The following is a 13157-nucleotide window of genomic DNA, read 5'->3' as shown; positions in this document are numbered from 1 at the left end:
GCTAATTTTACCTAGCTTTAAATAGAGTAAGCTACAATAGCTTTTTTACACTATGGAGTTAGCTATGGATAAAACACAGATACTCGAGCGATTAAATATACATCTTAACACTCTCAAAACCACATATAAAGAATCTCACCATAAAGTAAATGTGCAATGGGTATCCTACATCTGCTCTCTTATAGGCATTCCCAAAGAAGGTGTAGAGCTATGTGCTCAAATCCTTTCTCTCAAACCACCTACACGCCTTGTGTGGCTTCACTTAGCAGAATGCACGGGTTGTAGCAGTAGTTTTTTGCGCCTTGATAAGCCCGATATAGAATCTGTGCTTCTTGAATACATTACTCTTGAATACCACGAAACAATTATGGGGGCAGTAGGCTTTAGCGCAAAAAAATCATTACATAATACTTTGGATAAAGAGTTTATCCTCGTTATTGAAGGTGGTGTATCACTAGGAAATCACGCACATTTTCTTACCTCTGGTGCAGATAGTATCACGGGCGAAGAAGAATGTAAAGAAGTAGCACAAAAGGCTCAAGCAATATTCGCAGTAGGCACTTGCTCAAGCTTTGGCGGGGTGCAAGCAGCATATCCTAATCCTACGCAATCTATAGGGATAGATTCATTTCTTTCTCAACGCATTATCAACATACCCGGTTGTCCGCCAAGTGAGGCAAATATTATCGGTAGTATCCTCTATTATATCCTTTTGCAAGAGCTTCCCCCAACAGATTCTCTTCATCGTCCAATATGGAGCTATGGAAAGAATCTACACGATATGTGTGAGCGCAAAGCAAAGTTTGAATCTGGTGATTTTGTGCAGAGCTTTGATGACCCGCATTTGGAAGATGGCTATTGTCTTTATAAAGTCGGGTGTAAAGGACCATATGTTTTTAATAACTGCCCAAAGGTTAAGTTTAATGCTAAAACAAGTTATCCTATTCAAGCAGGACACGGCTGTATTGCGTGTAGCGAGCCTGATTTTTGGGATAGCTTTGGACGCATAGAAGAGCCACTGAATAACTCGAATGCTTATCTTAGGCAGTCAAAAACATTACAGAATCTACCGCACATTCATAATCTTAAAGAATCTTTGGGTGAGAGGATATTGTGCCTTGATCTTGATACACTCTCTCCCACTCGCATATACGCGCAATCATCGCAAAGTAACCTCCTCACACTTTGCTTTCAATCTCATCTCCCTACTCTGCTTGCTCAAATTGCAAAAAGAAATAAACTAGGGGCACGGCTTGTAGAAAATTATAAACAATGGCGAGTGCAACAGCAACTCCCTGATATAAACATAAATCAAGACTTTCAAGGTGAGCCTTCTCACAATGTAAGTGATATTTTAAAGCTCATTGCTGAAATGTTTGGCAAGAGCAACCCTAATGCACTTGATACCCTTGAAAATGCACAAAACTATCTCTTTACTCATATAAGTAAGCTTGATATGAAACTCAATGGTAAAGAAGTCTGCAATATTGATATAGATAAATCTCTGCGCTTACCTTTGTGCTATCTACTTGGAGGATTAGAGATTGAAGGTGTAGCCTATGGTGTGGTAAGTTCTATATGTGAGATTCTATCCCTTAGCCTCGTAGAACTATGCAAATATTATGACTTAGAACAAGTGGCATTTAAAGGAAATCTAATGGAAAATACCCTTATACAGGATAGATTTGCCAACTATCTCCCAAAGTGGATTAAAGTAGTATAAATTACAAGTGGAGGAGAAACCATAGACATTAATAGTAGAAATCCAAAGCTTAATATTAAAATACATATTGATAAGGGGATATAAGATGAAATGCAAATTTTTAACTTACGATAAAGACAAAAAATGGCTTAGCTTTTTCTACAATGATGAAGAGTGGAGAAAAAAATTTGTTGTAAGTTTAGGGTATGATGAATATAGTTATGATGATATTGAATTGCTTATATTTTCGCAAATGCCTCACATCACAAAAGCAGATATTTTAGAATTATTTGAATTTTCTATATTGTGTTGTTTTTGGGCTTCAAGGATTGAGGGTGATGAGATAATGATATGGACTCACCACATAGACAACCTAGACGACAACCTCTCTCCTAATCCACCTAAGCCAACCTACATCAGCGAATACATTAATATTATAGGGCAACTCTTTTTAGCAGGATACATTGACTTTGGTACATATTGTGATAATGAGGATAGTAATAAGATAGACTATCCTACAAATCTATCTTATTACAAAGAAGATAAATATCAAGCTTGGGTCTATTTTAGAGATAATTTCTTTTATGCAAAGAGATTTAATAGGGATTTAGATGACGATATTATGATTTATGAGGGTAAAGAATACAGCATAAAGGATTGTCCAAGACGCATAGATAAAGAAAGAGGTTCTGTTCTTTGCGGTTATAGCACAATGTATAGCGATACCTCTTGGGATACTCCAAAATATTGGTCTCAATACAATATATGGGTAGCAAGGACAGAGAAAGGCACAAAATACTTTAATGAAATCCTAGCTCCTAGATTCTATAATAAATACAAGGACTTAAGCGTAGAAATTGATGAGAAAGGAAATATAGTGCGTTGGATAGGAGCAATCAATAGATGAGGCATAAAAATCCACAATAAGGCAGGAGAAAATGGCGATTGGTAGAGTGATAGCTGGAGTGAATCAAGGTGTATTTTATGAGTTTTATGACTTATTTCATAGTCATTTAAAAAGATATGATGATTGGGATTTTGAACTTTTTTTGCAAATCCCAGATTTAACAAAAGCGGATATTTTAGAGTATTTTGAATGCTATGTCGCAGCCTTTGGCACAGAAGAAGTGTATAGTGCTTTTTTTGCAGATTCCCCCTACAAACTAAACGAAACTCTCTTAGCCAACGACCCACAACCTAATTACATCAGCGAATACATTCACATTGTAGGACAATTATTCTTAGCAGGATATATTGAATTTGGAATGTGTGGCTTACAAGATAAAGAAGAAAATCTACTCTCTCATCAAAAAGAAGATAAATATCAAGCTTGGATTTATTTTAGAGATAATTTCTTTTATAAAAATGCCTATAATAGAGATATGGTAGAGGTGAGAGAAAAGTATCCAAATATGAGTGATGATGAATATGTGTATTCCACTTATGACACACCACAATATTGGGATATGTATAGATTTTGGGTAGCCCAAACAGAGAAAGGCACAAAATACTTTAATGAAATCCTAGCTCCTAGATTCTATAATAAATACAAAGACTTAAGTGTTGAAATAGATTCAAAAGGCAATATCATAAAATGGATTGGAAAGATTAATAGATAGAATGTCAATCAATCATTAGGATAAAAGATCTAAATTAGAATCAAAAATGTTAAAATATCCATTCAGAAAACTATATTTATTTATACTAAAAAGATATTAAATAAAAAGATAAATTCTTTAGAAATCCAAGAGGAATCTAAAAGGATTCATCAAGGATAAAAACAAGAAAAGATTAACTTTGATTGCTTTTAGGGGGGGGGGGATAGCTTGCTTATCACCTCATCAATAATCTACAAAAGCAAACATAGATTCTAAAATCACTTAGATAAAGCTATCTTCGCGCCATAATATGGTAAAATTATATTTGCACAACAAAACACATAATGAGAGGACAAAAAGTGGAAAAGAGAGAATCTAAAAACTCAAAATTGCAACATTTCCCCATAATGCTATTTGCTATCACAATGGGCTTTGGAGGACTTACACTTGCGTATAAAAAAGCAGCAGAGATTCTCTTTGTTCCGCTGTTTTTTTACCAAGCCCTCACTTTTATCATTTCCACACTCGCACTCATAATCTTTTGTCTATATCTTTGCAAAATCATCAAATACCCCAAAATGGTTTTACAGGAGTTCAACCACCCGATTAAAATTAATTTTTTGCGACTATTTCAATGTCTTTATTGTTGCTTTCAAATATTTTCCGCGAAATACCCATTTTCTCTTTAGCTCTTTTTAGCTTTGGCGTAGGATTTCAAACCTTTGTCGCATTCTATGTTATTGCCTATTGGCTCAATAAAGACATTCAAATAGTGCATTCTAATCCTGCGTGGTTTATCCCCGTTGCAGGCAACCTCCTTGTGTCTGTTTCAGGGGTAGGATTTGTCAATGAATATGTGCTGATGTTTTTCTTTTCTTTAGGAATGTTTTTTTGGATTATCCTTACAGCAATTTTATTTAATCGCATTATCTTTCACGGAATGCTTGCCCAAAAGTTTTTACCCACACTTGCGATTTTTATTGCACCTCCTGCTGTGGCAATGTTGGGCTATCTTAATATCAATGGCGGTGAGTTTGATTTATTCGCCCAATTTCTCCTAAATATTGCGCTCACTTTTGCACTACTGCTCTTTGTGCTCGCTAAAAATTTTTATAAAATCACATTTTTCATCTCGTGGTGGGCTTTTACTTTTCCCTTTGCTGCACTCACTCTCACATTTCTTACTGCATACGAAAAAACACAATATACCCCCTTTAAGCTACTTAGCCTTTTTTCACTTGTGCTTGCAAGCATTATTATCGCATTTGTGGGGCTTAAAACTATTGGCGCGATACTGCGTGGAGATATTTGCAAAGAAGAATAGGTTTAATTAGCCTAGATTCTCAAACGCATTTAACGCGCAAGCTATGACTTTGTCCATATCATAATAGCGATATTCCCCTAACCTGCCGATAAAATGCACATTATGCAGTGCTTTTGCTTTTTGAGCATAAGCTTCATATATCGCTGCACTCTGTTCATTTGGCACAGGATAATATCGCTCCTCTCCTCTATGCCACGCTTTTGGGTATTCAAAGCTTACAATACTATGAGATGTTTTAGCATCTAAAAAATATTTATACTCGCCAATACGTGTATAATCATAATTATTAGGATAATTCATCACAGAATTGCTCTGAAAATATGGCTTCTCAAAACGCACAAAATCAAAATGCAAACTTCTATAAGGCAACTCGCCCAATTCATAGTTAAAAAACTCATCAATCGCCCCACTATAAAAAATTCTATCACACTCAATAGAATCTGCTATATCTTTATAATCACAATCTAACTTTAAATGTATAAGAGGATTTTCAATCATTTTTTCACACATTTTGGTATAACCCTCCATAGGGATTCCTTGAAATGTATCTTGAAAATATCTATTATCGCGACTAATGCTTATAGGCACACGCTCAAATACGCTAGAATCTAGCTCTTGTGGCGCACATTGCCATTGCTTCAGCGTATAGTGCAAAAAGATTTTTTCATAAATAAAATCACTTAAAAACTTCAATTCTGGCACTTTTTGTAGTTCCAAAATAGATACTTTGCTCCCATAGGTAAATTTATCTAAAAGCGTAGATTCTATATCTTGTGCTATTTTTGCAGGAAATGCCATATACAAAGAATTAAGATTAAAAGGCACAGGCACAAACTGCCCATCTACAAAGGCTTTGACTTCGTGCATATAAGGATAGAATCTGCTAAATTTATTTAAATAATGCCATACTTTTTTATCATTAGTATGAAAAATATGTGTGCCGTATTTATGCACCAAAATACCCTCATCATTATAATCATAGGCATTTCCACCGATATGATTTCTCCGCTCTATAAGTAGCACAGATTCTCCTCTCACATTTGCTAAACGCTCTGCTAAAGTAAGCCCAGCCAATCCCGCTCCCACAATACAATTTTTTATTTTCATTGCTTACTCCTTTAAAATTCTAAAATGTTCGTAAAATGTCTTACCAAAAAGCCTTATCACACTATATTCTTTAAAAAGTCGGATTCTAAAACTTCGCTCCAAAGTTTTGAAAACATATTTGCTTTTACACACAAACATTAAAAAATCATTGTCGCACATAAGTTTCATTTGGCTATCACGTTTTATTATGGATTGTGGAATTTTAAGCTTCAAAACAAGATTTTTAGCACTTTCATAGTAATTCTCTGCATTTTTGGAATGTAAATCAAAAGAATATAAAAGTTTAAAGGGTAGCCCATACTTTTCTAAAACTTCATATTGCTTATACCAACTATAAATCGTTTTAAAAGATTCTAATGGTTCTAATGGAAAATTGCCACTATTTCTAAACAAATCCAAGATTGAATCCTGCCTTTGTCTATAATAATATGCACCAGTATCTATAAAACAAATATTTGGTGCAAAAATAATATAACGATAGAAAAATTCGCTATCTTCAGCACCTTGAGATAAAAGGAAGCGAATGTGGTAAGTTTTTATTATTGCTGCTTGCAACAAAACATTGACAATATGAAAAGACAAAAAAGGCATCAGTGATGGATTAAGCATAAAATTTCCTTTTTTACCCAAATGGAGATTATAAATCTCTAATTTATCTCCACGCACAAAAAACATTTTTGTCTGAATAGGAGTTATTCCAACATTGCATTTATCAACAAGTCCCTCAATATATCCCGAATCAATATAATCATCTGAATCAATAAAATAAATATACTCCCCTTGTGCCTCATCAAGTCCTTTGTTTCTTGCACCACCCAAGCCTTGATTTTCTTGCTCAAAGTAACAGATTCTACAATCCCTTTGTGCATATTCTTGCACGATTTCTCCACTGCTATCCGTGCTGCCATCATTTACGCAAATAATCTCTAAGTTTGTATAACTTTGACTGATAATAGAATCTAAACATTGTGCCACATACTTCTCCACATTATAAATTGGAATAATCACTGAAACTAAAGGCTTATCTTGGGGCTTAAAATCTCGCATTTATACCGCCCTCACAACTATAAATGCAAATTGTCGCTCTCTCTTTAAAATAAGACTTAATAAAAAAGGTGCATAAAAGGCTACATTATACCCCCCCCCCCCGAAGAATCTGCACGTTGTGCAAATCTCTCATATAATGTAATACCAAAGAGTTTTATCACACTATATTTTTTAAAAAGTCGCACACGAAAGTAGGATTTGAATTTTTGTTTATAAAATTTGAGAATTAATATAAAAAGTTGTAAAGGCGAGATTAAAAGATGATTTAAATAGCTAAGCCTCTGCTGTATGCGCTCAAATTCCAAATTAAGAGCGTGAGACATATCTCTATTTTGCAAAGCAATCTCATTAGCTGATAAAATCATATTGAGCATACACAGGGATTCTATACTGCCTTTTCCCTCACATATACTCTCTGTAAGGTTTGTAGCAATAATACGCGCACGTGATAATGTAAGATTATAAAGCTTATCAAGTTTATGCGCTCTAGCAAGATAAAGCACATCAAGCAAACCTTTATTTTGGTCGCTCCAGTGCGTTTCACTCCAAGCAAGAAAAGACTTTTGATGTCCTATGCGATAGCAATAAGTAACCTCTGAAAGCGCATAGAATCTTTGTGCTGCTATCATCACTTTGACAAAAAATACAGGGTCTTCATAGCGCGTATAATGTGGGTGAAAAATATGTGAATCTATTAAAAATTTTCTATCATAAATAAAGCGTGTCCAGCCAAAATCAAATTGATAATCTTTGTATTCCACAAAACCATTGTGTGTAAAAGTATAGCCATAAAGAATACTTGGAAAATCTGTATTAATTACACCATTTTTATAATCACTAAAACACCCACCACAAATAAGAGCTTGATTTGCCACCGCATTGGTATAGAGCGTAAAAAGTGTATCGTGCGAGGGACAAAAATCATCAGAGTCAATAAAATATACAAATTTGCCTCTTGCAAGATTTAAAGCCTCATTTCTAGCTTTTGCCACACCTGCATTAGCCTTGTGAATAGCTACTATACGCTTATCACTTTGGGCGAAAGATTCTAAAATACTCCCGCTTTTATCTGTGCTGCCGTCATTTACGCAAATAATCTCTATTTCACGCAAAGTTTGATTGATTACAGAATCTAGGCATTCTCTCAAATATTTTTCTACATTATAGATTGGTATTATCACTGATACGAGGGGATTATGATTGTTCATTTTTCGCCTCTTAATGCACATAAAAGGGGTGTAAAACCGCAAAATAGTTTAAATTTAGGATTCATAAATATCGTTTTAGCACTCGTAGTTTGCACACATAGAATCGATTGACATTGCCATCACTCACCCAACCGAGCCATTTTCTTTTTGCTCTAAATTTAAAAAAGACTAAGGGTAGTTCTTTTATTTTAAGATTCTCTTGTGTTTTTTTATAAGCAATCCATACATTAAATAATCGCTCGCTCAAAAACCCAAAAACTCTTGCTTGATAACTATCATAATTTTTATAAGCACTCAAAGGCTCAATGGCAAACAAAATATCAAAAATCCACTCACAATATTCAAGATATAATGCCTTTTTCATAATATACATATTTGCTATATGCCAAAGTATAGGTTTTTTGTGGAGTATATCTAATGCAATTTGATACATCTGTGGATATTTTGAAGCGATATACTCTAGCGCTAAATCCATATCTTTTATATAATGCACCTCATCATATAATTCATATAATGATAAATGTTGTGCTCTTTGCTTATCATCGTGGTCAATAACCAAAGTTGGAAGCACTATATCATAACCCTTTAGAGACTCAATAATATTTTGAGGATTAAGCCCATATTGTTGATAAAAATCACTAAAAAAACCTCTTATGGAATCATAATAACATTTTTGTGTTCTAGGCATATCAAAATGAGTAGAATCTCTAAAATCAAACACTCTACGATAATGAAAAAGTCCATAATAATCTGCTTCAAGATTCTTCCACGCCCAATACATTGCGGTGAGTTCGCAAAAGTAAGGGTTGAGCTCACTGATATGCTCTCCACTATTATCATACAAAAGTGGCACTCCTGCCTTATCACACAAAGTTTTCAAACCGCCTATGGTGTATTCACTCGCATTTGCTGCACCGAGCAGAATTGGCTGTAAGACATCATTGCCAATAATAGGGCTTACCTTGTGATAACATACGAGAATCTTTATATTCATACTTCATTCCCTTTATCAAATTCTTGTTTAAACTTTTGAGGCTGTGGAGTAGCAGGGGGGAGGGGCGAAAGAGATTTTTTATATATACGGATAAATAAAAAATAATACCGCTCACAATCTGGCGCACTGACTTTGCCAAAAAACTTACTTTGCTTGTTATAAAGAAGCTTACTTTTTACTTCAAGCACATTCAATTTACGCGTTTTCAACTGATAGGCAAGCCACACGTTAAAAAGCCACTCACTTAAAAATCCAAAGACTCTCGCTTCGTGTGCATCATAAGATTTATAATCAATTTGCTCTTGCAAAGCAAAAAGCACATCAAAGAGCCACTCACAATATTCAAAAAATATCTCTTTACGCCATATTGCCATATTCCAATAGCATATTTTCGCACCATTTGTAAAAAGTGCCTGCGTAATAGAATCTCCCATAAATGGATAAGTTTCTTTAATATAGGCAATCGCTTTATCTAAATCTTTTATGTTATGCCCTCCTTTCGCAAAATTTTCATACGCATTTATATCTTGGTGTAAAGGCAAGGGCTTGGGAATAACTATATCAATATGATGTGTTTGCAAATACGAAGTAATAAAGGTAGATTCAAGATGATATTTAGCGATAACACGACTTTGAGGAATAAAGGCTGATTTAAGGCGAGAAAAAAATGTATTTGGTGCGAAATCAAACACTCTCCGATAATGAAAAAGTCCATAATAATCTGCTTCAAGATTCTTCCACGCCCAATACATTGCGGTGAGTTCGCAAAAGTAAGGGTTGAGTGAGGAGATTTCTTTATTTAAGCTATGAGTGCCCCCCCCCCCCGATAACACAATCGTCTCTAAGAAGTTCTATATCTTGTGCGCGACACATAGATTGTAAATCTTTGTGCAATGTCTTAGGTGCATTTTTCGCGCCTACTAAAATTGGCTGTAATATTTCATTTGCAATAATTGGGCTTATTTTATGATAACATACGAGAATCTTCAATAATGGAGAACGCATAACTTATCCTGTTTAAAAATTAAAAAGCATAGTATAGCTTTTTTATCTTAATTTTTCTATACTTCAATCTTTTCTACTAAGTGCAAATTAAAACCACTTAAGGCATTATACTCGCCTTTACTCCCACCACAAGAGCTAAGAAGCACAAAATCCTCAATGCCCAATCTTTTAAGAATCTGTGCACCGATGCCAAAATCTTTTATATCACCACAAGTTTTAGATGTGTTTGCATATTCAGAATGCGTATTTAAAAATACCAAATATCCCCCTTTTTCTTTCAAACACTCAATACTCTTAAGAAGAGCATTCCATTCTTGAGCATTTTGCAATAGCTCCAAATCACTTCGCACATTATGAAATCGTATAAGCGGCTTTGGTTCATTAGATGATGAGCCTTTATGAGGAAATCCAAAAACTATATGCTCACGTTCTAAATGATCTATAAAAGTAATTTTTTCACATTCTACACCCATAAATACAGCATTTTCGCGCGTAAGCTCGCGCAGGAGATTCTCAAAATTAAGTCGGTATTGGATAATATCTGATACATATAGAATCTTTAAATGGTGTTGAGAAGCAAAATCAAGCAAGAATTTATCCCCACGCCCAGCCATTGTGCCGTCTTTTTTCATAATCTCACAAATTACGCTAATAGGCGCAACTCCTGCAAGGCGGCAAATATCTACACTTGCCTCTGTATGTCCTGTGCGCACAAGCACTCCTCCCTCTTTAGCAATAAGCGGAAAAATATGTCCGGGACGCACAAAATCGCTTGGCTTGGTATTACTCTCACACATAAGTCTAATAGTCATATCGCGTTCAAAGGCTGAAATACCTGTTTTTGCTTCTTTTGCATCAATAGAAATGGTAAAGGCTGTTTCGTGATTGCTATCGTTTTTTTGCACCATTGGAGGCAAATCAAGCTTCTGAGCAAGCTCTTGCGTGATAGATACGCAAATAAGCCCTCGTGCTTCTTGCGCCATAAAGTTGATTTTTTGAGGACTAGAGAAGATTCCCGCCATCACTAAATCACCCTCATTCTCCCTATCCTCATCATCCATAATAATAATCATCTCGCCTTGTTTAATTGCTTCTATGGCTTCTTTGATACGTTTATGATACATTATTAACCTTTAATGTGCTTTTATTAAAGATTATATAAAAACAAAATAAATTTCTTTGCAGAATCAATCTTAAAAAGTTTTAGAGATAAGGAAAGGGAGAGATGATAAGAATCCAAAAATTAGATTCTCATCATTTATGTGGAAATACAAGAGTGTTTAGGCAAGTGTGGCTTTAAGCATCCAAATGGCTTTTTGCAATTCGCCTACTTTATCATCAGCGTATCCTTGAGTCACATTATCTCCAGCTTTTTCAGCCTCATCTGAAAGTCCTTCAAATGCTTTGAGGAAATATTCGTAATCAGAGAGAATCGCTTTTAAAACCTCTTTTGAATTAAAGCTTGTTTTGCTTTCTTCTTTGATTTTTGCAGCCTTTAGCATATCTGCAAGGGTTACATAAGGTTTTCCACCGATTTGCAATACACGTTCTGCAACATCATCAAATACATCAGCATATTTTTCATAGATTTCTTCAGTAGCTTTATGTGTGGGATAAAAGTCCATACCTTTAACATTCCAATGAAAGTTATGCACCTTCACATAAAACACTGCTGCATCAGCTTGAATTTGTTTTAAATTATCTACAACTTTGCTCATCTTTATGTCCTTAGTCTCAAAATTTTCCCTCACTCTCCTAATATGTGGGTAAGTGAGGGAATATTAATATTCTAAGATATTGAAGTAACTTCTAAGTAAATATCTTTATAAGTAACACGTTTAACTTCCTCATATTGTGTGCTTTTATGTTTATCATTAGCGCATTCTCTCTCTTGACAAAGACATACAAACTCATTATAATTACGCCTCACATTTATTATTGGGGTATCGCCAAGCGGTAAGGCACCTGGTTTTGGTCCAGGCATTCAGAGGTTCGAATCCTTTTACCCCAGCCATTTCTTCATAAATTTATGAAGCTCTTTTTGTAAATTCTTTTAAAATGATGTAGCTTATCTTTCAATTTTAAGAATTTTAGAACGCGGGATAGAGCAGTCCGGTAGCTCGTTGGGCTCATAACCCAAAGGTCGGGGGTTCAAATCCCTCTCCCGCAACCAACTTTCATAAATTTATCCCTGCTTGAAAATTGCATTAATATTATGTTAAAATGCGCACTTTATTTTACTTAAAACCCAAAAACTAGCAAAATGCGCTCATAGCTCAGCTGGATAGAGCAACGGCCTTCTAAGCCGTAGGTCAGAGGTTCGAATCCTCTTGGGCGTACCACCAAAATACTTCTTAAACAATATCCTTAATCTTAACTTTTACACAACCAAAATTTAAAATATGAGACACATTGATTTAAGTAGATTCGCTTACACAATTTAATACTATATTTAATATATTTAATACTATTTTAATTTTGATATAAATTAAAATAGTATAGTATTACAAAAAAAAAAAAAATAACCAAGTATTGTATTAATTCAAGGTTTGGTGAAATTGACTTTAAAAGGAGACACAATGAAAAATGAAAACGCAGATTCTAAAGATGCGTTGCAAGAGCTTTTTGAGAAGTATAAAAACAATGATAGTGATGAGTTAAAAGCTGGACTGATGAATTTGAGCAAAGAGGAGCAAAAAGAGTTTATTAAGGATATTTTAAACTATGAGAATGACAACTGGGACAATGGGACACTTAAAAGTGATGAAAAATTCAATGTGATTTTTCCGCCAAATTTTAAAGTGGTTATGGAGTTTGAAAAAGCAAATTTTAATGGTGAAATACTTTCTGATTTCATTAAAGCACTAGAAGAATGGCTAGAGCACGAAGAAATGGAGCTTTATGATGATCCTGCTGACTTTGAGGGCGGGGATTATTATGATGAGGATAGTGATTGCGATGAGGATTACACCATAGATGATTGGGTAGCAGATCAAACAGGGTATTTGAGGGATTTTATTGATTCTTTGAAAGATTTTAAATGATACAAAGATATACAAAAATTAAACTTACAAAAAAGGAGACACAATGAAAACACTAGAAGAAATTAAGGCTATGGATAGAAAGCAAAGAAATGCTCTTCAAGAAGAGTTATATGCACTCATTGAAACAA

General features: G+C 34.6%; 12 protein-coding genes, 3 tRNA genes and 1 pseudogene. 8 read left to right on the top strand and 8 right to left on the bottom strand.

Going from position 1 to position 13157, the window contains the following annotated elements; translation table 11 throughout:
• Positions 1-64 precede the first annotated feature (64 nt).
• The 4 genes and pseudogenes from LS66_RS07240 (at position 65) to LS66_RS07220 (ending at position 4624) form a co-directional block, all read left to right on the top strand.
• The gene (locus tag LS66_RS07240; protein ID WP_034367713.1) at positions 65-1723 is read left to right on the top strand and encodes a hydrogenase small subunit; all 1659 of its coding nucleotides are present in this window, start codon (positions 65-67) and stop codon (positions 1721-1723) included.
• An 85-nt stretch (positions 1724-1808) separates the two neighbouring features.
• Positions 1809-2609 (top strand): hypothetical protein, encoded by an 801-nt coding sequence (locus LS66_RS07235; RefSeq protein ID WP_034367710.1) that lies wholly within the window; start codon positions 1809-1811, stop codon positions 2607-2609.
• A 31-nt stretch (positions 2610-2640) separates the two neighbouring features.
• A complete protein-coding gene (locus tag LS66_RS07230; protein ID WP_034367707.1) occupies positions 2641-3321 on the top strand; it encodes a hypothetical protein in 681 nt (226 codons plus the stop codon).
• A 323-nt stretch (positions 3322-3644) separates the two neighbouring features.
• Positions 3645-4624: pseudogene (locus LS66_RS07220) on the top strand (SLAC1 anion channel family protein).
• 6 nt (positions 4625-4630) lie between these two features.
• Here LS66_RS07220 and glf read toward each other — a convergent pair.
• From glf to LS66_RS07180, 8 genes are all read right to left on the bottom strand, one after another.
• Positions 4631-5731, bottom strand: a complete 1101-nt coding sequence (gene glf, locus LS66_RS07215; protein ID WP_034367704.1) for a UDP-galactopyranose mutase — start codon at positions 5729-5731, stop codon at positions 4631-4633.
• 3 nt (positions 5732-5734) lie between these two features.
• Positions 5735-6778: a glycosyltransferase family 2 protein gene (locus tag LS66_RS07210; protein ID WP_034367701.1), complete on the bottom strand. Its 1044-nt coding sequence runs from the start codon at positions 6776-6778 to the stop codon at positions 5735-5737.
• An 80-nt stretch (positions 6779-6858) separates the two neighbouring features.
• Positions 6859-7986 (bottom strand): glycosyltransferase, encoded by a 1128-nt coding sequence (locus LS66_RS07205; protein ID WP_138091974.1) that lies wholly within the window; start codon positions 7984-7986, stop codon positions 6859-6861.
• 61 nt (positions 7987-8047) lie between these two features.
• Positions 8048-8980, bottom strand: a complete 933-nt coding sequence (locus LS66_RS07200) for a DUF4422 domain-containing protein (protein WP_034368477.1) — start codon at positions 8978-8980, stop codon at positions 8048-8050.
• The gene (locus LS66_RS07195; protein WP_138091971.1) at positions 8977-9813 is read right to left on the bottom strand and encodes a DUF4422 domain-containing protein; all 837 of its coding nucleotides are present in this window, start codon (positions 9811-9813) and stop codon (positions 8977-8979) included. Before LS66_RS07195 ends, LS66_RS07200 begins: the two co-directional genes overlap by 4 nt.
• A complete protein-coding gene (locus LS66_RS07190; protein ID WP_034368411.1) occupies positions 9785-9985 on the bottom strand; it encodes a hypothetical protein in 201 nt (66 codons plus the stop codon). Before LS66_RS07190 ends, LS66_RS07195 begins: the two co-directional genes overlap by 29 nt.
• A gap of 56 nt (positions 9986-10041) precedes the next feature.
• Positions 10042-11109: a bifunctional 3,4-dihydroxy-2-butanone 4-phosphate synthase/GTP cyclohydrolase II gene (locus LS66_RS07185; protein WP_034368408.1), complete on the bottom strand. Its 1068-nt coding sequence runs from the start codon at positions 11107-11109 to the stop codon at positions 10042-10044.
• Between the two features lie 156 nt (positions 11110-11265).
• Positions 11266-11703, bottom strand: coding sequence for a DNA starvation/stationary phase protection protein (locus LS66_RS07180; RefSeq protein ID WP_034368405.1), 438 nt, complete (start codon positions 11701-11703; stop codon positions 11266-11268).
• Positions 11704-11924: 221 nt separating this feature from the next.
• Between LS66_RS07180 and LS66_RS07175 the strand changes: the two genes are divergently transcribed.
• The 4 genes from LS66_RS07175 to LS66_RS07160 all read left to right on the top strand — a co-directional run bounded on the left by LS66_RS07175 (position 11925) and on the right by LS66_RS07160 (position 13029).
• Positions 11925-11999, top strand: a tRNA-Gln gene (locus LS66_RS07175).
• An 82-nt stretch (positions 12000-12081) separates the two neighbouring features.
• Positions 12082-12158, top strand: a tRNA-Met gene (locus tag LS66_RS07170).
• Positions 12159-12250: 92 nt separating this feature from the next.
• A tRNA-Arg gene (locus tag LS66_RS07165) sits at positions 12251-12327 on the top strand.
• A gap of 237 nt (positions 12328-12564) precedes the next feature.
• Positions 12565-13029 carry a hypothetical protein gene (locus LS66_RS07160; protein ID WP_034368692.1) on the top strand — a complete coding sequence of 155 codons (465 nt, stop codon included), beginning with the start codon at positions 12565-12567 and terminating at the stop codon, positions 13027-13029.
• Positions 13030-13157: the final 128 nt, after the last annotated feature.

Origin of the sequence: Helicobacter sp. MIT 03-1614, assembly GCF_000762925.2 — a bacterium.
Classification (GTDB): Bacteria; Campylobacterota; Campylobacteria; order Campylobacterales; family Helicobacteraceae; genus Helicobacter_C; species Helicobacter_C hepaticus.
The sequence above is the reverse complement of the archived record's forward strand: the minus strand, read 5'-3'. Positions and strand labels throughout refer to the sequence as shown.

What these genes read in the sequence shown, in the direction of transcription:
- LS66_RS07185 (WP_034368408.1), bottom strand. Translation starts at nt 11,109, where the DNA reads ATGTATCATAAACGTATCAAAGAAGCCATAGAAGCAATTAAACAAGGC.
- LS66_RS07205 (WP_138091974.1), bottom strand. Translation starts at nt 7,986, where the DNA reads ATGAACAATCATAATCCCCTCGTATCAGTGATAATACCAATCTATAAT.
- LS66_RS07190 (WP_034368411.1), bottom strand. Translation starts at nt 9,985, where the DNA reads ATGCGTTCTCCATTATTGAAGATTCTCGTATGTTATCATAAAATAAGC.
- LS66_RS07180 (WP_034368405.1), bottom strand. Translation starts at nt 11,703, where the DNA reads ATGAGCAAAGTTGTAGATAATTTAAAACAAATTCAAGCTGATGCAGCA.
- LS66_RS07210 (WP_034367701.1), bottom strand. Translation starts at nt 6,778, where the DNA reads ATGCGAGATTTTAAGCCCCAAGATAAGCCTTTAGTTTCAGTGATTATT.
- LS66_RS07200 (WP_034368477.1), bottom strand. Translation starts at nt 8,980, where the DNA reads ATGAATATAAAGATTCTCGTATGTTATCACAAGGTAAGCCCTATTATT.
- glf (WP_034367704.1), bottom strand. Translation starts at nt 5,731, where the DNA reads ATGAAAATAAAAAATTGTATTGTGGGAGCGGGATTGGCTGGGCTTACT.
- LS66_RS07235 (WP_034367710.1), top strand. Translation starts at nt 1,809, where the DNA reads ATGAAATGCAAATTTTTAACTTACGATAAAGACAAAAAATGGCTTAGC.
- LS66_RS07160 (WP_034368692.1), top strand. Translation starts at nt 12,565, where the DNA reads ATGAAAAATGAAAACGCAGATTCTAAAGATGCGTTGCAAGAGCTTTTT.
- LS66_RS07230 (WP_034367707.1), top strand. Translation starts at nt 2,641, where the DNA reads ATGGCGATTGGTAGAGTGATAGCTGGAGTGAATCAAGGTGTATTTTAT.
- LS66_RS07240 (WP_034367713.1), top strand. Translation starts at nt 65, where the DNA reads ATGGATAAAACACAGATACTCGAGCGATTAAATATACATCTTAACACT.